Here is a 21552-nt window from a genome sequence, read left to right on the forward strand (position 1 = left end):
TTGAATTTACTATCTTTGCCGCATGAAAGAATTTATTATATCTGAAGCACAGACAGAAAAGGCCGTTCTTGTGGGGCTGATTACCCCCGAACAGAACGAACAGAAAGTAAGAGAATACCTGGATGAATTGGCTTTTCTGGCCGATACCGCAGGCGTCGAGGCTGTGAAACGCTTTTATCAGAAACTGGATTATCCGAACTCCGTTACTTTTGTCGGTTCCGGCAAGTTGCAGGAGATTAAAGAATATGTGGTGGAAAATGAGATCGGGTTGGTGATATTCGATGACGAACTTTCCGCCAAGCAATTGCGCAACATCGAGAAAGAGCTGCAGGTGAAGATACTGGACCGTACGAACCTGATCTTGGATATCTTTGCCAGTCGCGCGCAGACCGCCCACGCCAAGACACAGGTGGAATTGGCACAGTATAAATATATGCTGCCGCGCCTGACCCGTCTGTGGACGCACCTGGAACGTCAGCGAGGCGGTGTCGGTATGCGCGGACCGGGTGAGACGCAGTTGGAGACGGATAAACGTATTATCCTGGATAAGATATCCAAGTTGAAGCGTGACCTGGTTGAAATAGACAAGCAGAAGAGCGTGCAGCGGAAGAACCGCGGCAAGATGGTTCGTGTCGCCCTGGTCGGATATACCAACGTCGGGAAGTCCACTTTGATGAATCAGCTCAGCAAAAGCGAGGTGTTTGCCGAAAACAAACTGTTTGCGACATTAGACACGACTGTACGCAAAGTGATTGTCGACAACCTGCCTTTCCTGCTGTCCGATACTGTCGGCTTTATCCGTAAGTTGCCGACCGAGCTGGTCGAATCCTTCAAGTCGACTCTGGATGAGGTGCGTGAGGCCGATTTGCTGGTCCATGTCGTTGATATTTCCCATCCGACATTCGAGGAACAGATCGAAGTGGTGAACCGTACGCTGTCAGAGATCGACAAGACGGAGAAGCCGATGATTATGGTGTTCAACAAGATCGACGCTTTCACTTTCGTACCGAAGGAGGAAGACGACCTGACACCGCGTACGCGCGAGAATATCGACTTGGATGAATTGAAACGTACGTGGATGAACAAGATGCAGGACAACTGTATCTTTATCTCGGCCAAGGAGCGGACCAATATCGATGCCCTTAAAACCTTGTTGTACGAACGGGTGAAGCAAATTCATATTACCCGTTTCCCTTATAACGATTTCCTGTTCCAACAATATGACGAAGAATGATTGATACTGAAGATTTGAGGAAACTGCGACCGCAGGAAATTGCAGCATTGGAGGCAAACGGCTGTAGTGCAGAAAGCTGGGATAACATATGGGTTGTTAGTGCTTTCAGAGGCGAATATGTGGTTAATGTTCGCTTTTCCGGGCTTATCGTATTAGGTCTTTTCAAGAAAGAGTTTACGTTTCCGGGCGGGGTGAAGAAGCATAGCGGTATTCGAAATGCAACTTTGCATAATTGTCAGGTAGGGAATAATACGTTGATAGAGGATGTGCATAATTATATAGCCAATTACGTTATCGGCGATGAATGTATTATTCAAAATGTAAACGTAATGATTGTTGAAGGAGAAGCCTCTTTTGGGAATAATGTTTTGGTCTCTGTCTTGAATGAGACAGGAGGACGTGAAGTTCCTATTTATGGAGGTTTGTCTGCTTCGTTGGCTTATCTGATCGCATTATACCGGCATCGTCCTGAATTGATAGACAGGTTGCAGTCGTTAATTGCGAAATATGCTGAAGATGTGTCTTTGGAATATGGTATTGTTGGTGATTATGTGAAAATCACCAATGTGGGGACACTTCGGAGCGTATGGATTGGTGATTATGCGACGGTTGAAAACTGTACCCGGCTTGCTAATGGTACGATACGGAGTAACGAAAAGGCTCCGACTTATATTGGCGACAGTGTGATTGCCGAAGACTTTATCATCTCTTCCGGCGCTGTTGTTGCCGATGCGGCCAAGATCATCCGTTGCTTTATCGGGCAGGCTTGTCATGTGACGCATAACTTCTCGGCTCACGATTCCCTTCTGTTCAGTAATTGCACCTTCGAGAACGGGGAGGCCTGCGCTATCTTTGCCGGGCCGTTTACGGTTTCGATGCATAAGAGCAGTCTGCTGATTGCCGGGATGTATTCGTTCCTGAATGCCGGTAGCGGTTCGAACCAGAGTAACCATATGTATAAGTTGGGTCCGATCCATCAGGGAATCGTGGAGCGCGGCTCTAAAACAACCAGCGATTCTTATATCCTGTGGCCGGCGCGTGTCGGCGCTTTCTCTCTTGTGATGGGACGCCATCATCATCATAGCGACACGTCGGATATGCCGTTCTCCTATCTGATAGAGAAGGATGATGAAACCTATCTGGTGCCAGGTGTGAACCTGCGCAGTGTCGGGACGATCCGTGATGCGCAGAAATGGCCGAAGCGTGATAAGCGTACAGACCCGGAACGCCTGGATATGATCAACTACAACCTGCTTAGTCCGTACACGATCTATAAGATGATGAAGGCTGTCGGAATCCTGAAGAACCTCCAGGAGCTGGTGGGCGAAACATCCGAGGTCTATTATTACCAGAACACCCGTATCAAAGGCTCTTCTTTGCGGACTGCCCTTGAACTCTACGGAATGGCTATCAATAAGTTCTTGGGCAATTCGCTGATTAAACGCTTGGAAGGGACGCTATTCCGCTCTATGGATGAGGTCTGGGCGCAATTGAAACCGACCTCTGCGGAAGGCCGGGGCGAATGGCTGGACCTTTCCGGATTGATCCTTCCGAGGGAAGAGTTGGATAAGTTGATCCAAAAGATCGAGAATGGAGACATTCATTCGCTTGATGAGATCGAACGATTCTTCGCAACGATGCACAGCCGTTACTATGATATGGAGTGGACATGGGCATACGATAAACTTGAAGAATATTACGGCATCAGCCTCTCGTCCATATCAGCAGAGCAAATCATCGAGCTTGTCCGCCGCTGGCAGGACTCTGTGATCGGGTTGGACAACCTGCTTTACAAAGATGCAAAGAAAGAATTTTCCCTGACATCCATGACCGGCTTTGGCGTAGACGGCTCGGACAAAGAAAAACAGGAAGACTTCGAAGGCGTACGCGGCGCATTCGAAAGCAACCCGTTTGTAACAGCCGTCAAAGAACATATCATTGCCAAACGTGCTTTGGGGGATGAATTGATTGATAGAATAACTCCGTTGATGTAATATCTTTGAAGTTATTTATTTCTCGGATGATGTTCCAGTATCTCTTTCCGGAGGAATTGGCGGTCGATATGCGTGTATATTTCGGTGGTGGTGATCTTTTCGTGCCCCAGCATTTCCTGGATCGCGAGCAGATTGGCGCCGCCTTCCAACAGATGGGTTGCGAATGAGTGGCGGAACGTATGCGGGCTTACATTCTTCTTGATCCCGGCCAGTTCCGTCTGCTGCTTGATGATATGGAAAACCATAATTCGCGACAAGCCCGTACCCCGACGGCTCAGGAACAGGATATCTTCAAATCCTTTCTTTACGGGAACATGGTTACGGTCATACAGGTAGTTCTTAATTTCCTTTATCGCGACTTTCGAGATCGGAACCAAGCGTTGTTTGCTCCCTTTCCCTTCCACCTTGATAAATCCTTCATCGAAATAAACGTCTGTGAAACGCAGCGTTATCAGTTCCGATACGCGCAGGCCGCAACTGTACAGCACTTCGAGCATCGCCCGGTTCCGTTGCCCTTCCGGTAGCGTTAGGTCGATCGTGTCGAGGATGCTGTTTATCTCGTTGACAGTTAGGACTTCGGGCAGCTTCAGCCCGATCTTGGGCGATTCTAACAATTCGGTCGGATCGATTGTTATATAATCGTCGAGGAACAGGAACCGGTAGAATGATTTGATACCCGAAATGATCCTTGCCTGCGAGCGTGGATGGATGCCGATGTCACGGAGCCGGGCGACGAACTGTTGCAGGTCGTCATAGGTGACCTCTTCATACTTCTTACCTTCACTTTCGACGAAGTTTGTCAGTTTGTCGAGGTCTGTCAGGTAAGCGTCGATTGAGTTGGGCGAAAGTGCTTTCTCCAGACGGAGATAAGTCTTGTATCGTTCTATTTTGTCATTCTCTTGATGCATGATTCATAATTCTTTACTATCTTTGCCGGATATTTTCTGCCCGTACAAGGTAGTGCAAAGGTAATAAATTACAGCAAAATGAAGAAGATTCAGATCATCAACGGCCCTAATCTTAATCTGTTAGGCAAGCGCGAACCGACAGTCTACGGAAATGCTTCCTTTGAAGGTTATCTGAGTGAATTACGTGCTAAGTATCCGCAATGTGAAATTGCTTACTTCCAGAGCAATGTGGAAGGCGAGATGATAAACAAAATCCATGAGGTCGGCTTCGATTACGACGGGATTATTATGAATGCAGGCGCTTATACGCATACTTCCATCGCGCTGCACGATGCTATAAAAGCTGTAACGACCCCGGTTGTGGAGGTGCATATCTCAAACGTACATGCCCGCGAATCCTTCCGTCATGTCTCCATGATTTCAGCAGCCTGCAAGGGCGTGATCTTAGGATTCGGACTGGATTCATACCGGTTGGCTCTCGAATCGTTCCTGTAATAGTGATTAATAGGTAAAAATAATAGGTAAATATTTAGGTTATATGTTAAAGCATACGAAGATTGTTGCTACCATTTCCGACCAGCGTTGTGAGGTCGAATTTATCGACTCGTTGTATAAGGCGGGAATGAATGTTGTGCGCCTCAATACGGCTCACATGGCGGAAGAAGGATTGACTAAAGTGGTGACTAATGCCCGGGCGGTGTCCGGTCGCATCGGTATCCTGATGGATACGAAAGGGCCGGAAGTGCGTACTACGATTTCGCAGGCCCCGATTCCTTTTACAACCGGAGAGCTGGTGAAGATTATGGGGAATCCGGATATGGAAACTTCGCATGATTGTATTTGTGTCTCTTACCGGAATTTCGTGAACGACTTGGCTGTCGGCAGTGACATCCTGATCGATGACGGAGACCTGGAACTGAAAGTGACGGAAAAGAAAGACGACTATCTGGTTTGCGAAGTACAAAACGACGCCACCTTAGGAAGCCGTAAAAGTGTGAACGTGCCGGGCGTACGTATCAATCTCCCTTCCCTGACGGAGAAAGACCGCAAGAATATCCTTTGGGCCATTGATAACGACCTGGATTTTATCGCCCACTCCTTTGTCCGTAACCGGCAGGATGTACTGGATATCCAGCGTATCCTGGACGAGCACAACAGCCCGATCAAGATTATCGCCAAGATCGAGAACCAGGAAGGTGTCGACAATATAGACGAGATTCTGGAAGTCGCTTACGGTATCATGATCGCCCGCGGTGACTTAGGTATCGAGGTGCCGGCCGAAAAGATTCCGGGTATCCAGCGTGTTCTGATCCGTAAATGCGTGGAAATGAAAAAGCCGGTTATCGTGGCTACCCAGATGCTTCACTCTATGATCAATAACCCGCGTCCTACCCGTGCGGAGGTGACGGATATCGCCAATGCAATCTATTACCGTACGGATGCCTTGATGCTGAGCGGTGAAACGGCTTACGGCAAATATCCTCTCGAAGCGGTCCAGACGATGACGAAGGTGGCTCGTGAGGCCGAAAAGACAAAGTTGGCTGCCAATGATATCCGTGTTCCTATCGAAGGAAACGACTTGGATGTCACCTCTTTCCTGGCAAAGCAGGCGGTTAAGTCTTCCACTAAATTGCATGTGAAAGCGATTATTACCGATAGTTATACCGGACGTACAGCCCGCTACCTGGCAGCATTCCGCGGAACATCTACCGTATTTGCCATTTGCTACAACCCTCGTGTGATGCGTATGTTGTCTCTCTCTTATGGCGTATGGGCCGTTTATCAGCCTTACAATGACAGCCGCCGCGGTTATTTCTTCCAGGCGTTGAACGAGATGATCAAGAGCGGACGTATCACACGCAACAACATGGTGGCCTACCTGAGTGGTAGCTTCGGTGAGGGAGGTGGAACAAGCTTCCTTGAAATCAACAACGTAGGAAAGGTGTTGGATGCCGGAAACAACTATCAGTTGCCGACGTTTAAGGAAGTATGACTTTAGACGAATATATCCTTTCTCATAGTGACGAAGAAGGTGCACTGCTCGCGGCTCTGGACCGCGATGCGAATGTGAACCTGCTTCGTCCGCGTATGTTGTCGGGGCATTTGCAGGGGCGGATTCTGAAGATGTTTTGCCGGATGCTTCGTCCCCGCCGTGTGCTCGAGATCGGGACCTATACGGGTTATGCTACCCTTTGTATGGCGGAAGGGGTGGAAGAGGATGCTTTGATCCACACGCTCGAGATCAACGACGAGATGGAAGATTTCATTATGAAGTACCTGACGCAGTCGCCCCACCGGGATAAGATAAAAGTCCATTTCGGCGATGCCCTCGAAATCATTCCGACGTTGGATGAGACATTCGATCTTGTCTTTATCGATGCCGACAAACGGTTGTATTCGGACTATTTCGACCTTGTGTTTCCGAAGGTGCGCCCCGGTGGACTGATCCTTGCCGACAATACGTTGTGGGACGGCCATGTGATAGAAGATCATCCGAAGGATAAACAAACACTGGGTATTCTTAGTTTTAATGATAAAATCAAAGAAGACCCGCGTATTGAAAAAGTTATCTTACCTTTGCGTGACGGCCTTACTATGATCTGGAAAAAATAAAGCAGTAAGAAATTATGGAAAGTACAAGATTAAGTAAAATAGAACGCCTCCTGCAAAAGGAGTTGAGTGATATCTTTCAGAAACAGACACAGGCCATGCATGGTGTTCTGATTTCGGTGAGTGTGGTACGTGTCAGCCCGGACCTGAGTGTCGCACGTGCCTATCTGAGCATCTTCCCGTCTGAAAAGTCGAAGGAATTGCTCGAGAATATCCGGACAAATACGAAGGCGATCCGTTTCGACCTGGGACAGCGCATCCGTCAGCAAGTCCGTAAGATTCCCGAACTGACATTCTTTATCGATGACTCATTAGATTATATCGAGAATATTGATAATCTGTTGAAAAAGTAAAAGCTACCGCGTTGAACTTCCCGTTTTATATAGCCCGGCGTTACCTTTTTTCGAAGAAATCCCACAATGCCATTAATATCATTTCGATGGTGTCCGTTTGTGGGGTTGTCGTTGCGACGATCGCTTTGGTATGCGCGCTGTCTGTATTGAACGGGTTTGTCAGCCTGGTTTCCTCCATGCTCAGCAACTTCGATCCGGAATTGAAGATACTGCCTGCGCATGGAAAAGTGTTCGATCCGACCTTGCCGGCTGTCCAGGAAGTGAAGAAGCTGCCCGGAGTCGCCTTGTTTTGCGAAGTCCTCCAGGATAATGCGCTCGTTCGCTACCGGGACCGCCAGATTGTGACGACGGTCAAAGGTGTGGACGATACGTTTGCGAAGCTGACGCGGATCGACAGTATCCTGATCGATAGCCGCGACGGTAAGTTTGTTCTTGCTGATGAAGTAGCGAATTTTGCCAGTCTCGGTGTCGGAACCGCCACACTCTTAGGTGTCCGTGCCAACTACTCCGACCCGTTAGAAATCTATGTTCCGAAAAGAGATGAGAAGGTGAATCTTGCCAATCCGGCGTCCTCCTTTAATCTGGATTATGCCTTTATCGGCAGTGTTTATGCCACCAACCAGCAGATGTATGACGAAAACTTCATGTTGCTGCCCCTCCCGCTGGTCCGTTCCCTGTTCCATTATGAAAAAGAGGTCTCCGCTATCGAGTTGGCCCTGGCTCCCGGTGCGGATGTAAATTCGGTCAAGAGCCAAATAAAATCGCTCCTGGGCGAAAATTTTTGGGTCAAGGACCGTTACGAGCAGCAGGAAGCCTCTTTCAAGATGATGCAAGGGGAGAAGTGGATGATCTTCCTGATCCTTTGTTTTATCCTGATCCTTGCCCTGTTTAATGTGATCGGTTCCCTGTCCATGTTGATGATAGAGAAGAAAGAGGATGTCCGGACGTTGCGCAATATGGGTGCCGACGATCGTCTGATCCGCCGTATCTTCCTTTTTGAGGGTTGGATGATTTCGGGGCTCGGTGCACTGATCGGCGTTATTATCGGCCTGACACTTTGCTTGTTGCAACAAGAGTTAGGAATTATCAAGTTAGGCCAGGCCGCCGGCTCTTTCATTATTGATGCCTATCCTGTCCGGGTTGAAGCTGGCGACGTTATCCTTGTCTTTATCACTGTCCTGACCATCGGCTTCCTTGCCGCCTGGTATCCTGTCCACTATTTAGGAAAGAAATGGCTGGATAAATAAAAGATTGGTCGAATGGATAAGCTTAAAGAGTAACTGATTATTATAAAGAAGAAATTTCGTCTTTGGTCAGTCCGGTGCTATTGGCGATGGAATCGATATCCATGCCCATGCGTTTCAGGTTTGCAGCTACTTGACGTATGCCTTTTGCTTTTCCTTCCGCTTTTCCTTCTGCAAGACCTTCTGCTTTTCCTTCTATTCTGCCTTCCAGCTTGGCGGTGTCGATCGCGTCGTTTTGGATTATAATGTCATCTATATGCCGGTCGTAGACAAGGCGTTCCCCAGGCGACATAGAGTAGTATTTCAACTTTTCGCGGGCTTCCCGAAGGCCGGGGGTAGTCGTGTCGGGACGGATCGTGCCGTCTTTCAGGTACTTGATCCATTCGTCCAAAGGAGTGAGGGCCGCTTTATCGAACTCGTTTACACGGACCAGGATGTATTCGGGGAACACTTCGGCGGGGAGGCGCGAGACGATCACATTGCGTTCACGCGTATTAACACGCAGATGGTCACCGGTATGCACGCCAATGAAATGGTTCTGCCCGTGATAGATATAATCGTCACCAACACCGATGTCGAAATAAAGAATGCTGATGGAATAAACTTTTTTGATTTCCTGGTAGCCCTCGCCAAGGGAGATATGTTCGGTGATGGCTTTGGCAACGCCGTAGAGGATACGTTCCAGATAATGGATTTCGCGTGTGTTCTGGATTTCGACGATGATAATCTCGCCTTTGCTGTTGAGCGCCTTGATGTCGACGCGGTTGAACTTGTCGTTCGCACTCTCCTGATTACCTTCGCTTTCGAGGATTTCTTCGATCTTGATTTCTTCTCTTAACATGACAGTCAGGAAACCTTCGAGCACATCGAAATTGGCCTTCTGGCGCAACAGACGTTTGATGGCCCAATCGAACCGGATATACCGGTCTTGCAATTCTTTTTTTTCCTGCTCTTCCATGCTCTTAAGATCTGATTCGTTCTTTTTCATAGTCAATGTTTTTTAGTTATTACTTAATGCACAAATGTACACATTATAAATGAATAGGCAACGGATTGGGAAGAAAGTTTCACTTCTTGCCAGAACTGAACTATCCATCAAAACTTTCAATTTTCAACTCTTAACTTTCAACTATCCGGGGGGGGCTTATTGTATAAAACGCATTTTTCGGGCTCGAAAGGCATTCGAAACAAAACAAATGTTAATCCACTTTTCGGCCGCCGAAAAGGGGCTGATCCCTCTTTTCCGGGAGTTTTTTGCCGGAAAGTCAACCTTTATTTCATTTATCCGGTACTTTATCGCCATGAAGACGGTCACCGTACCCTATGAAGACGGTCGCCATTCCAATGAAGACGGTCGCGAGGGCGATGAAGACGGTCGTCGTGGCGACAAGCTCTCGAAATTTTTCTTGCATATTTGAGACGCAGTCCGTCTTTGTTTTGCTACAGGCGATTCTCCGGGAGTTAAGCTTTATCACTTTGCCGGTGTTTCCGGTTTCAGGTAATCAAATTGCACGTTTTTTCAGACAGCCTGCGCACCTCGCTCCATCTCTTGTCAGTAAAGAGGGATAAAACCATGAAAAGAGTCAATCCAAAATCGATCAAGATTTCGGACGAAATAGAAAAAACGGCAGGGAAGGGGGTTCTTGTATATTCTTCCGGTTTTATTCGGAGCTATAAACAACTATTTGTAAATTAAAATCTATTATTAATGTACGCGTGTACATAAATACAATGCGTCTTTATAAGAACCAGTGCGAAACCGGGAGATGTTATCGCTTGATATCTTGCCCTTCGCTTTCTTGGTTCGTGTTGGAAAGAGGCGTTTTCGTACGAAGTAGGCTATCTTGTTGATAAGAAAGAATATAGAAAAGGAAAAAATATTAAGGAAAAGGATTGCCGATTTAAAAGTTATGCGTATTTTTGCCAAAAGAATTTGGTACGCATTAGTGATTGATTATAAAGTATTGGAAGCGTACATATTATTGGATTGAACTTATTACACTTTAGTATTAATATTAAATTATTTGATTATGAACAAAAAGTTTTCTACTCTTGTAGCTGGTGCTGCGCTCTTACTTGGTGCGGTGTCGGCTAATGCGCAAGTAGGGTTTGATGGCGACATTAAGCTGAAGGAAGGACAGAGCGAGAATCTCTACCAAATTCAGATTAAAGGTGGCTACCTTACAATTAATGAAACAGGGAAGTTGGATACTGTAAATACAGTAACTTCTAAAAATTTAGCAAGAACATTGTGGTGTGTTACTGTTGGCAAGGAAGTACAGGGACAGCAACCTAAGTTTGACTTTTTGAATAAAGGAGCTCAAGCTTATTTGGATGTAACTATGGACGGACTTGCTGGTGCAGCTTATGCTCCTGAAGTTTCTTATCCTGCTGCCGATACAGCTGCTGTTGGTGGTGAAATTGGTGGTTGGGCTTATTCTTCTGTTTATAAGAATGGTATTGAATTAAACAAGCCTCTTTTCTCTTATTTTACTCCGGACTCTGTTGTGGGTCTTGTAATTGATGGCAGTGTTGTCAAATTGAAAAAAACAAGTGCAGATAAGATTGCTACAGTTTTCACAGACTCTGTATCGTTGGTTAAGGCTGATGCTATCGAGTTGAATGCAGAAGAAATTAATACTGTTTTAGGCTCTCAGAAAGCTACTGACGGTGTTGATTTGACTTTTACTCCTGACGTAAAAGGTACAGATCTTAAGAATCCGTTTAAAGTGGGTAAATTCTTAGCAGTTCAGGCTACTACTGATGGATCTACTGCTGATGGTCATTTTGTAAATGTTTTGAGCAAGGACTCTTCTTATTTGTATGTAGATACTTCTTATACAAATGTTATTGGTGCTGCAAAATTCCTGGCTTATAAATGGTCTGATTTGAGATATGCTACTATTGGTAAATCTGCTCAGGATTCTATTAAAGACAATGCACTTGCATCACAATTTAAGTTCTTGTTTACTTACTATCCTACAAACGACAGTTTGGAAATCCAAGTAAAGGATGTGATGTTTGAAGATGCAACTGGTGTTTTCGTTGATACTCCGACTGATTCTGTATATGTTTCTTTGCAGGAATTAGTTAAGGATCAGACTCGTATTTTGACAGTTGACTCTGTTGCTCAGAATACAAGAATTGGTTTTGGTTATAAGGGTTGTGGTACTATTACAAGCGATAAGACTTCTAAGGATAATGGTTTGTATGTTATCTATAACGCTAAAGGTCAGGTATTAGCTTCTCCTATCCACAAAAATGGTTCTGCTTATGAATGGGTAACTCTTGATGAACAAGATCCTGAACATATGCCGGCTTATCAGTGGTTGGTACAAAAGACTCAGAATTCTGAAACGTTGAAAGCTACTTCTCCGCTTAAGATTACAAACCGTGAGTTTAAACACAATACAACTGTTCAGTTACGTTCAAAAGATGATAAGATTACTGCAGATGCATTTAGCTTTACTGGCGTTAGTGTTGCTGCTGGTTCTGTAGTCAGATTCGAACAGATCACAGACTCTACAATCTTGAAAGATTCTTATCTGGGATATAGAAAGTTCGATAAAGATAGCTTGAAGGTTGCTAAATATAAATTCAACTATTTGCATCCGTATGCTCAGGATAAGTGGATTAAGAGAGGTGAAGGTAAAGACTCTGTTTTGTATGCTACAGATGGTTATACTGCATTTACTATCTCTGAAGGTACACAGGTTAACTATGGTGAAAATCCTGCAAATGTTGATGGTTTGAAGGGTATTGCTAAATTGTACAGAAATCAGTATTTGATTTCTTTGAATGCTGATACTGTAGGTGTTGGTGCTGAAAATAAGATCGTTTTAGGTCAAGTTGTTTTGGATAGTGTATATTTCAAAGAAAATAACCACTATGATAGCAACCACTATTATGCAATTGTAGAGGCATCTGCTAATGCAATCGCTTCAAATAAGTTTGGTGTCGCTGATGATGGTATGACTGCAAACTTGAAATCTCAGCCGCTGGCTGAAACAAGAACTTCTGCATTTGCAATCAAAGTTGATGATGTTCCTTTGTATCGTCGTTTCAACAATGTAGCTTTGAATGAAAGTGCAACTGATGGCGCTGATACATTGCGTTTCATGGAAACAATTCGTAAAGAATACTTGATGGATGAAAACAACCGTGAAGGTGGTTTGATGGATAAGAATGTTAACTATCTGGGTATCTGGACTGCTGATAAGGCAACAGGTCTTGGATTCCATGTTGATACTGCTTGGGTTACACGTGGTTTAGGTTATATCAAACCGCAGTACTTGATCTCTGTAGATCGTACAGTCGTTCCTGCTAAGGGTGGTTATATCTGTGAAGAAACAACTGGACATATCACTGCTGATGGTACACCGACAGACAACGCTGAAGAATGCTACCACTCTAAACCGGGTGTTGCTGGCTTCGTTCATGCTAAGTTCTTAGTAAGCTTTGCTGACTCTGCAGCTGCACATGGATTTGATAAACCTTATACAGATATTAAGAATGGTTACACTCGTGTTGGTTTTGTGAAAGCTATTCAGTCTGGTGATAAACTCTTTATCTTGGTTAATGGTTTTGAAAACATGAAACCGGAAGATCTGGATACTGCTACAGTAGCTAAAGCTTATACGGACGCTAAGATTTATAACACTTATGTTAAATCTTTGAAGAATGATAATCATAAGAACTATACTTGGTCATTCCGTTATGTAACTCCTGAAACTGCTGCTAATGTTGTAAAAGAAGGTCCGGAAAATTCATTCTTAATTGAATCTGCTTCTTACGAACCGGTAGCAGCAAACAACAGAGATATCGCTCCTGAAAAAGCAGCTTGGATTAAGATGCAGAATGGTTGCATTGTCTTGACAGACAAATCTTCTACATTCTCTAATGCTAAGACTGGTGGTGACGGTGCATTGGTGTTCAATGTTGAAAACAAAGAAAACGATGATCTGGCAACAGACAACGAAGCAATCGCTACATCTGAAGTAACAGTTATTGCTCAGAACGGTGCTGTAAGAATTGCTAACGCTGAAGGCAAGAAAGTTGTTATCACTAACATCTTAGGCCAGACAATTGCTAACACAGTAATCACTTCAAGCGACGCTGTAATCGCTGCTCCTGCCGGTGTAGTTGTTGTAGCTGTTGAAGGCGAAGAAGCTGTAAAAGCTATCGTTAAATAATAATTGATGCATTTATTAATTAAATAAATCAATCTGCTCCTCCTTTCGTGAGAAAGGAGGGCGGAAAAACAAATAGGCCTTTCCGGTAGAAATATCGGAGAGGCTTTTTGTGCTTATATGTGAACGGGTAAAAGGGGGTATGAGGTGGACTTTAACCTTCGGAGAGTGCGATATTTGAAAACGATCCCGTATAATCCCCCAAATATGCGATTCTGACGGACTTTAGGCTGCCAAAATGTAAGCATTTTTCCGACCTGTTGAAAACTTTTTTTTACTTTTCTCTTATATTTCTTGGCGGTTAAATTAGGAAATGTGTATTTTTACCATCCGATAGGGTGATGTATGTGCAAATCAATCAACTACGGGCCCTTATTTTAAGGAAAAGTTTAACACAGAGTAGCGAAGGAATGGAAGAAAAAGAAGTCTGTTATCATGTGCCGGTAATGCTTCGTGAAAGTTTGGAAGGAATGGACATTCAGCCCTCCGGGACGTATGTCGATGTGACCTTCGGAGGGGGAGGACACTCCCGCGAGATATTGAACCGGCTGGATAACGAAGGAGAACTGTATGGATTTGATCAGGACGCCGATGCTGAAAACAATATTCCGGCCGATCCCCGTTTTGTCTTTATCCGTAGTAATTTCCGATATTTATACAACTTTATGCGCTACCACGATGTAGTGGGTGAAGTCGATGGACTGTTGGCGGACTTAGGTGTCTCTTCTCATCATTTCGATGACAAGGAACGCGGGTTCTCTTTCCGTTTTGACGGTGCGTTGGATATGCGGATGAATACCCGTGCGGGACAGACTGCGGCGGATATCGTCAATACATATACGGAAGAACAGTTGGCAGACCTGTTCTATCTTTACGGCGAATTGAAGGTGTCGCGTAAGTTAGCCTCCGTGCTGGTACGCAGCCGGGAGACGAAGAAGATAGAAACGATCGGCGACTTTTTAGAAGTGATAAAGCCCTTTACGGGAAAAGATAAAGAGAAGAAGTTCCTGGCTCAGGTCTTTCAGGCGCTCCGTATCGAGGTCAACGACGAGATGCGTGCTTTGAAGGAGATGTTGCAACAGACGCTGCAGGTGTTGAAGCCCGGCGGGCGGTTGGTGGTGATCACCTACCATTCCCTGGAAGACCGCCTGGTGAAGAACTTTCTGAAGACAGGGAACTTTGAGGGTAAGACGGAACAAGATTTCTTTGGAAATATCAAATCGCCCTTCCGTTTGGTGAATAACAAGGTGATTGTGCCTTCGGACGAGGAGATCGAACGTAATCCCCGTTCCCGGAGTGCGAAGTTGCGGATCGCTGAAAAATTGTAGTTAATATATAGGGTTATGGACGCAGGGAAGAAGAAAAAGAAGAAGGAGAGCCGTTTCTCCTTTTTGTACATACTGGGCGGTGGAATCCTGAAGGAGGATTTCATTGTTAAGCATACGCGTATGATTGTGCTTATCGTCATCCTGGTGTTCTTCTTTATTGGTAACCGGTACACCTGTATGCAGAAACTGCGCGAGATCGACCGTCTGCAACAGCAATTGCGCGATGTCCGTTTTGAAGCACTGTCCATATCCTCGGAACTGACAGGCAACAGCCGGCAGTCGCAGATCGAACTATTGATTGAAGAACAAGGTATAGAACTGGAAACGGCGAAGAATCCGCCGTACGAATTGTATAAGTAAAGATGGCTGAAGAGATCGAACCAAATGAACTTGCCCCGAAGAGTAACCGGATTCTATTCTGTTACTTTTTCATCGTGTTTCTGCTCGGCGGGGTGGCAATCGCCATTCTGGCGCGGGCTTTCGACACGGCTTTCGTAGAAAGGGATACCTGGCTGAAGGTGGCCGAGAGCCAGAAACGTCCGAACCGCCTGATCTATCCCAGCCGTGGGAATATCTATTCTTCCGATGGCAAGCTGATGGCAACCAGCGTGCCCTGTTTCTATATGTATGTCGATTTCAATGCCGATTGCTATTCCCATCCGACCCCTAAATGGAATAGCCTGGACACGCTCCTGAAGAGCAAGAATAACGGGATCGATTCGCTCTCGGTCTATCTCTCCCGTAAGTTGAAGAACCGGACGCCTGCCGGATATAAAGCTTATTTGTTGAGCGGTTTGAAGAAGAAGAGCCGACAGTTCCCTGTTTATGAGAAAAAGATATCCTATTCGGATCTGAAAGAAATACAGAAATACCCGTTCTTCCGTTTAGGACGGTTCAAGAGCGGTTTCTATACGCGCGAAATGGTGGAACGACAGAAACCGTTCGGCTCATTGGCATCCCGTACGATCGGCGATACCTTCCGCGATATCGATCCGAAGACAGGGCTTACGAAAGGCAAGAACGGTTTGGAGTTGCAATACGACACTCTGTTGCATGGCGAAGCTGGTCTGAACTCCGTGCGCCGTGTGGGAGGCGGATGGACAAACGTCGTGGAAATCGATCCGGTGGAAGGAATGGATATCCGTACGACAATCGATATAAATATCCAGGATATAGCCGAGAAGTCTTTACTCGATATGCTGAAGAAGATCGATGCCGCATCCGGTACGGCTGTCGTTATGGAAGTGGCGACAGGCGAGGTGAAAGCTATTACCAATATGGGACGTATCCGCGAAGGAGTTTATGGTGAAGATACGAACCACGCTGTTGCGGACGAGACGGAACCCGGCTCGACGTTCAAGGTCGCTTCCATCATGGTTGCCCTCGAAGACGGTGTTTGCCAGCCCGGCGATACGGTGGATGTCGGCAACGGTATTTATATGTATAAAGGCGCCCGTATGACAGACCATAATAACAATAAAGGCGGTTATGGGCGTATCTCGGTAGAACAGGCGATCTGGAATTCCTCCAATATCGGAGTCGCCAAGACCATCCTGAAAGGATACGAAAAGAATCCGACCAAGTATGTGGAAGGGCTTTACCGCCTCGGCTTGAATGAAGACTTGCGTTTGGAAATCCCCGGAGCCGGCCGTGCCAAAATACGCCGCCCTGATGATACGGTCCGCTACTGGTCGAAGACGGCGCTCCCCTGGATGTCGTTCGGTTATGAAACGCAGATACCGCCGATCTATACGTTGGCTTTCTATAATGCCATTGCCAACAACGGGAAAATGATCCGTCCGATTTTTACTAAAGAGATCATGCATAACGGCAAGACCGTGCAGAGTTTCTCGACCGAAGTGATACGGGAGTCGATTTGCTCGGAACGCACGCTGAATATTATAAAAGATATGCTGTTAGGCGTCGTGGAGAAAGGGACGGGTAAAGCAGTCCGTTCCGATTTCGTCCGGATAGCCGGAAAGACCGGTACGGCGCAGATTGCGTCGGGCGGTGTCTATCGCCAGGCTGGCCACCAGGTCGCTTTCTGCGGTTATTTCCCTGCCGATGCTCCGAAATATTCCTGTATTGTCGTGATCCGCCAGCCGCGTATCGGTTATCCTTCGGGAGGAACGATGTCCGGTGGTGTGGTAAAAGCGATAGCGGAAAAAGTATATGCCAGCCATATGTCTTTCGATATCCGCGATATGGAACGCGATTCGCTGGCTGTTACGATGCCGCGCCCGAAGGCAGGCGACCGGGTTGCCTTGGACGAAGTGTTGGACAAACTGGACATCGATATGAATACGGATGAAGCTGCCTCCCGATGGGTGACGGCTTCCATCGACGACAGCTTGCAGGTTGTCAAACTGAAAGATATACCTGTCCGGGAAGGACTTGTGCCGAACGTGGTCGGCATGGGTGCCAAAGATGCCGTCTACCTGCTCGAAAGTGCCGGGTTGCGGGCTTCCCTGAATGGGCTGGGGCGCGTTGCTTCCCAATCCGTATCACCGGGCGCCAAGGTATCGAAAGGACAAACAGTCTCATTAACGTTAAAATAGACTATGGAACTAAAAGAACTCATTCGTCCGTTGGAAGTACTTGAGATCGTCGGAGACGCAAGTGTCGAGATCGCAGGTATCCAGTCTGATTCCCGTAAAGTGGAAAAAGGCTTTTTGTTTGTGGCCGTACGCGGTGTCTCTGTCGATGGTCATGCCTATATCGAGGGGGCGGCCGGGAAAGGAGCTGCCGCAATAATCTGCGAGGAAATTCCTTCGGATGAAAACATACATACATTCGGAAACAATCCTGTTTTTATTCGGGTGAAAGATTCGGCGGAGGCATTGGGTAAGGTGTTGTCTGCCTGGTACGAGAATCCTTCGGACAACCTGATCCTGGTCGGTGTGACCGGAACAAACGGGAAGACGACGATCGCAACTCTCCTGTACGAGATGTTCCGCAAGATGGGGCATAAAGTAGGCTTGCTTTCGACAGTATGCAACTATATCGATGGCGAAGCGATTCCGACCGACCATACGACGCCCGATCCTGTAACCCTCCACAGCCTGATGGCGCGGATGGTGGAGGCCGGTTGCGAGTATGCCTTTATGGAAGTCAGCTCCCATTCGATCGACCAGAAACGTATCAGCGGTCTGTCGTTCGACGGTGGTATCTTTACCAACCTGACACGCGACCATCTGGACTATCATAAAACAGTCGAGAATTATCTGAAAGCAAAAAAGAAGTTCTTCGACGACCTGCCCGCATCGGCTTTTGCCCTTACGAATGCGGATGATAAATCCGGCTTGGTGATGTTGCAGAATACGGCGGCAAAGAAGTTGACCTATTCGCTCCGCATGCTCGCCGATTTTAAGGGAAAGATATTGGAATCCCATTTTGAAGGGACCGAGATGTTGATTAACGGCCGCGAGGTGATGACCCGCTTCGTAGGACGTTTTAATGCCTATAATCTGCTGGCCGTATATGGTGCGGCCGTTTCGTTAGGGAAAGACCCGGAAGAAGTGCTGGTCGTATTGAGCGATCTGCATTCCGTCTCCGGACGCTTCCAGACGATACAGTCTCCGGCAGGATATACGGCGATTGTGGATTATGCCCACACGCCCGACGCGTTGGTGAATGTGCTGAATAGTATCCATGAAGTCCTGGACGGCAGTGGCCGGGTAATCACCGTGGTCGGTTGCGGCGGAAACCGCGATAAAGGCAAACGTCCTATCATGGCGAAAGAAGCATCCCGCTTGAGCGACCAGCTGATCCTGACATCCGACAATCCCCGTTTTGAGGAGCCGGACGAGATCATCCGGGATATGGTTGCCGGACTGAACGCTGCCGATATGGAGCATACGCTCTGCATCACGGACCGTACACAGGCCATCAAGACCGCTACCATGCTGGCAAAGAAAGGCGATGTAATCCTCGTAGCCGGCAAAGGTCATGAGGATTACCAGGAGATAAAAGGCGTTAAGCACCATTTTGATGACCGTGAGAAGCTACGGGAAATATTTGCAACACAACAACAATAAAAGACATGCTGTACTATCTGTTTAATTATTTGGATCAACTCGATTTCCCGGGTGCCGGTATGTTCAAGTACGTATCATTCCGTTCCGGGTTAGCATTGATCCTGTCTTTATTCATTTCGACGACTATCGGACGCCGTATCATCGACAAGCTGCAACTGTTGCAGATAGGCGAGACAGTGCGTAACCTCGGCCTCGAAGGGCAGATGAGCAAGAAAGGGACACCGACAATGGGAGGTATCATCATTATCATTGCCATCGTGGTGCCGACATTGCTCTGTGCGAAGTTGACGAATATATACGTGATCCTGATGTTAGTGACAACTATCTGGTTAGGTGCATTAGGGTTTGCCGACGACTATATCAAGGTGTTCCGGAAGAACAAGGAAGGCATGCACGGCAAATTCAAGGTGATCGGACAGGTCGGCTTGGGACTTATCGTCGGCTTGGTTCTCTTTATGAGCCCGGATGTCGTGATCAAGGAGAATATGGAAGTGCGGCATGACAATGTGATCGAGGAAGTACGCTATCATACAGTGGAGAAGAAGTCTACCAAGACGACGATCCCTTTTGTGAAGAATAATAATTTCGACTATGCGCAGTTGGTGAACTGGGCCGGTCAATACAAGGAAGAGGCAGCCTGGCTGGTCTTCGTCATAATGGTTATCTTTGTCGTGACAGCCGTGTCTAACGGGGCGAACCTCACGGACGGACTGGACGGACTGGCGGCGGGAAGTTCCGCCATTATCGGGGTCGCGCTCGGGATTCTGGCGTATATGTCGTCGCACTTCGAGTTTGCTTCTTTCCTGAATATCATGTTTATTCCCGGGGCGGAAGAGTTGGTGGTGTTTGCGGCGGCCTTTATCGGGGCGACGGTCGGATTCCTGTGGTACAACTCTTATCCGGCACAGGTGTTTATGGGAGATACGGGCAGTCTGATGTTGGGCGGCGTCATCGCCGTGTTTGCGATTATTATCCGGAAGGAATTGCTGATACCGATTCTTTGCGGCATCTTCCTGGTCGAGAACTTGTCAGTCATTATGCAGACGGCTTATTTCAAATATACGAAAAAGAAATATGGCGAAGGGCGGCGTATCTTCAAGATGGCGCCCCTCCACCACCATTTCCAGAAAGCCGGTAATGCGGGCATACAGGCGATGATACAGAAACCCTTTAACGTCGTTCCCGAATCGAAGATCGTGGTGCGTTTCTGGTTGATCGGTATCATCCTGGCGGTGATTACGATTGTAACATTAAAAATGCGATAAACGGTAGAGACGGATGGCATCCGTCTCCTTGAAACAAATAAAAATGAGCAGAATAGTAATATTAGGAGGAGGCGAAAGCGGCGCAGGTGCCGCCGTGTTAGCGAAGGCGAAAGGATTCGAAGTGTTCCTTTCCGATTTCTCGTCTATCAAACCTAAGTATAAGGATATGCTGGACGCCCACGGGATTTGTTGGGAAGAGAATCAGCATACCGAAGCCGACATCCTGAATGCCGACGAAATCATCAAGAGCCCCGGGATTCCCGACAAGGCTCCCATTATAAAGAAACTGAAGGAGAAAGGTACGCCTATCATCTCCGAAATAGAATTTGCCGGACGCTATACCGATTCGAAGATGATCTGTATCACCGGAAGCAACGGCAAGACGACGACAACCATGCTGACTTACCATATCCTCCGCCAGGCGGGTGTCGACGTCGGTCTGGCAGGTAACGTCGGCAACAGCCTCGCCCTTCAGGTGGCTGAAGACCCGCACGCCGTCTATGTGATCGAACTGAGTAGCTTCCAGCTCGACAACATGTACGACTTCAAGGCGGACATCGCCATCCTTCTGAATATAACGCCAGACCATCTGGACCGCTATAATTACGAGATGCAGAACTATGTGGATGCCAAATTCCGCATTATCCGGAACCAGACGGCAGCAGATGCTTTCATATTCTGGAACGACGATCCTATCATTGCCCGCGAAATCGCCAAACGGCACCCCGAGGCAACTCTTTACCCGTTCGCCGAGACTCATGAAGCCGGCGTAAAGGGCTATACGGAAAATAAAAAGATAGTAATTGAAACCTCAAACGGAACGTTTACAATGGAAGAAGATTCATTAGCATTATCGGGAAAGCATAATCTGTATAATTCCTTAGCTTCGGGTATCGCCTCCAAAGTGGTGGATATCCATGACGAGAATATACGGGCTTCGCTGAGTGACTTTACCGGGGTGGAACATCGTCTCGAGAAAGTGGCGCGTGTACGTGGAGTCGATTATATCAACGACTCGAAAGCTACGAATGTGAACTCCTGCTGGTATGCCCTGCAGAGTATGACTACTCCGCTTGTGCTGATACTCGGCGGAACGGATAAGGGAAACGACTATTCCGAAATTGAAGAGTTGGTGAAGCAAAAGGTGCACGCCCTGATTTTCCTCGGTGTGGACAATGCCAAGCTGCACGGCTTCTTCGACGGCAAAGTGCCGGTGATCGAAGATGCCCGTTCAATGGAAGAAGCTGTATCGAAAGCATATAAACTGGCTGAAAAGGGAGACACTGTCCTGCTGTCGCCCTGCTGCGCCAGCTTCGACCTCTTCAAAAGCTATGAGGATCGGGGTGACCAGTTCAAGGCCTGTGTACGGAATCTGTAAAAACAAATAAAC

The 21552-nt window shown here is 47.0% G+C and carries 17 protein-coding genes; 15 read left to right on the top strand and 2 right to left on the bottom strand.

The window, feature by feature from the left end; all coding sequences use genetic code 11:
• Nucleotides 1–22 precede the first annotated feature (22 nt).
• Both hflX and DWU89_RS13815 read left to right on the top strand, forming a co-directional pair.
• The gene (hflX, locus tag DWU89_RS13810) at nucleotides 23–1234 is read left to right on the top strand and encodes a GTPase HflX (RefSeq protein ID WP_115500218.1); all 1212 of its coding nucleotides are present in this window, start codon (nucleotides 23–25) and stop codon (nucleotides 1232–1234) included.
• Nucleotides 1231–3228 carry a DUF4954 family protein gene (locus DWU89_RS13815; protein ID WP_115500219.1) on the top strand — a complete coding sequence of 666 codons (1998 nt, stop codon included), beginning with the start codon at nucleotides 1231–1233 and terminating at the stop codon, nucleotides 3226–3228. The genes hflX and DWU89_RS13815 overlap by 4 nt, the downstream gene beginning before the upstream one ends.
• Nucleotides 3229–3239: 11 nt before the next feature.
• Here the strand turns inward: DWU89_RS13815 and xerD are convergent, their stop codons facing one another.
• Complete coding sequence (xerD, locus tag DWU89_RS13820; RefSeq protein ID WP_115500220.1) at nucleotides 3240–4136, bottom strand: site-specific tyrosine recombinase XerD; 897 nt, start codon at nucleotides 4134–4136, stop codon at nucleotides 3240–3242.
• Nucleotides 4137–4214: 78 nt separating this feature from the next.
• Here xerD and aroQ point away from each other — a divergent pair, with 78 nt between their 5' ends.
• From aroQ to DWU89_RS13845, 5 genes are read left to right on the top strand one after another with little or no spacing between them, the layout of a single operon-like run.
• Nucleotides 4215–4631 carry a type II 3-dehydroquinate dehydratase gene (gene aroQ, locus DWU89_RS13825; RefSeq protein WP_115500221.1) on the top strand — a complete coding sequence of 139 codons (417 nt, stop codon included), beginning with the start codon at nucleotides 4215–4217 and terminating at the stop codon, nucleotides 4629–4631.
• Between the two features lie 43 nt (nucleotides 4632–4674).
• Nucleotides 4675–6129, top strand: a complete 1455-nt coding sequence (pyk, locus tag DWU89_RS13830) for a pyruvate kinase (protein WP_115500222.1) — start codon at nucleotides 4675–4677, stop codon at nucleotides 6127–6129.
• The gene (locus DWU89_RS13835; protein WP_115500223.1) at nucleotides 6126–6749 is read left to right on the top strand and encodes an O-methyltransferase; all 624 of its coding nucleotides are present in this window, start codon (nucleotides 6126–6128) and stop codon (nucleotides 6747–6749) included. The genes pyk and DWU89_RS13835 overlap by 4 nt, the downstream gene beginning before the upstream one ends.
• 14 nt (nucleotides 6750–6763) lie before the next feature.
• Entirely contained in the window at nucleotides 6764–7099 is a 336-nt protein-coding gene (rbfA, locus tag DWU89_RS13840) for a 30S ribosome-binding factor RbfA (protein WP_115500224.1), read from the top strand.
• Nucleotides 7100–7110: 11 nt separating this feature from the next.
• Entirely contained in the window at nucleotides 7111–8346 is a 1236-nt protein-coding gene (locus DWU89_RS13845) for an FtsX-like permease family protein (RefSeq protein ID WP_115500225.1), read from the top strand.
• Between the two features lie 40 nt (nucleotides 8347–8386).
• Here the strand turns inward: DWU89_RS13845 and DWU89_RS13850 are convergent, their stop codons facing one another.
• The gene (locus DWU89_RS13850; RefSeq protein WP_115500226.1) at nucleotides 8387–9331 is read right to left on the bottom strand and encodes an Rpn family recombination-promoting nuclease/putative transposase; all 945 of its coding nucleotides are present in this window, start codon (nucleotides 9329–9331) and stop codon (nucleotides 8387–8389) included.
• Between the two features lie 208 nt (nucleotides 9332–9539).
• Here DWU89_RS13850 and DWU89_RS20530 point away from each other — a divergent pair, with 208 nt between their 5' ends.
• The 8 genes from DWU89_RS20530 (at nucleotide 9540) to murD (ending at nucleotide 21540) form a co-directional block, all read left to right on the top strand.
• Nucleotides 9540–9761: a hypothetical protein gene (locus tag DWU89_RS20530; RefSeq protein WP_147292120.1), complete on the top strand. Its 222-nt coding sequence runs from the start codon at nucleotides 9540–9542 to the stop codon at nucleotides 9759–9761.
• A 612-nt stretch (nucleotides 9762–10373) separates the two neighbouring features.
• Nucleotides 10374–13535 (top strand): DUF6383 domain-containing protein, encoded by a 3162-nt coding sequence (locus DWU89_RS13860; RefSeq protein ID WP_115500228.1) that lies wholly within the window; start codon nucleotides 10374–10376, stop codon nucleotides 13533–13535.
• A 407-nt stretch (nucleotides 13536–13942) separates the two neighbouring features.
• Nucleotides 13943–14860 carry a 16S rRNA (cytosine(1402)-N(4))-methyltransferase RsmH gene (gene rsmH, locus DWU89_RS13865; RefSeq protein ID WP_115500229.1) on the top strand — a complete coding sequence of 306 codons (918 nt, stop codon included), beginning with the start codon at nucleotides 13943–13945 and terminating at the stop codon, nucleotides 14858–14860.
• Between the two features lie 15 nt (nucleotides 14861–14875).
• A complete protein-coding gene (locus DWU89_RS13870) occupies nucleotides 14876–15220 on the top strand; it encodes an FtsL-like putative cell division protein (RefSeq protein ID WP_115500230.1) in 345 nt (114 codons plus the stop codon).
• Nucleotides 15221–15222: 2 nt separating this feature from the next.
• A complete protein-coding gene (locus DWU89_RS13875; protein ID WP_115500231.1) occupies nucleotides 15223–17418 on the top strand; it encodes a penicillin-binding protein in 2196 nt (731 codons plus the stop codon).
• A gap of 3 nt (nucleotides 17419–17421) precedes the next feature.
• Nucleotides 17422–18897, top strand: a complete 1476-nt coding sequence (locus DWU89_RS13880) for a UDP-N-acetylmuramoyl-L-alanyl-D-glutamate--2,6-diaminopimelate ligase (protein ID WP_115500232.1) — start codon at nucleotides 17422–17424, stop codon at nucleotides 18895–18897.
• Nucleotides 18898–18902: 5 nt separating this feature from the next.
• The gene (mraY, locus tag DWU89_RS13885; protein ID WP_115500233.1) at nucleotides 18903–20162 is read left to right on the top strand and encodes a phospho-N-acetylmuramoyl-pentapeptide-transferase; all 1260 of its coding nucleotides are present in this window, start codon (nucleotides 18903–18905) and stop codon (nucleotides 20160–20162) included.
• A 43-nt stretch (nucleotides 20163–20205) separates the two neighbouring features.
• Entirely contained in the window at nucleotides 20206–21540 is a 1335-nt protein-coding gene (gene murD, locus DWU89_RS13890; RefSeq protein WP_115500234.1) for a UDP-N-acetylmuramoyl-L-alanine--D-glutamate ligase, read from the top strand.
• Nucleotides 21541–21552: the final 12 nt, after the last annotated feature.

The organism is Parabacteroides acidifaciens, from assembly GCF_003363715.1.
Classification (GTDB): Bacteria; Bacteroidota; Bacteroidia; order Bacteroidales; family Tannerellaceae; genus Parabacteroides; species Parabacteroides acidifaciens.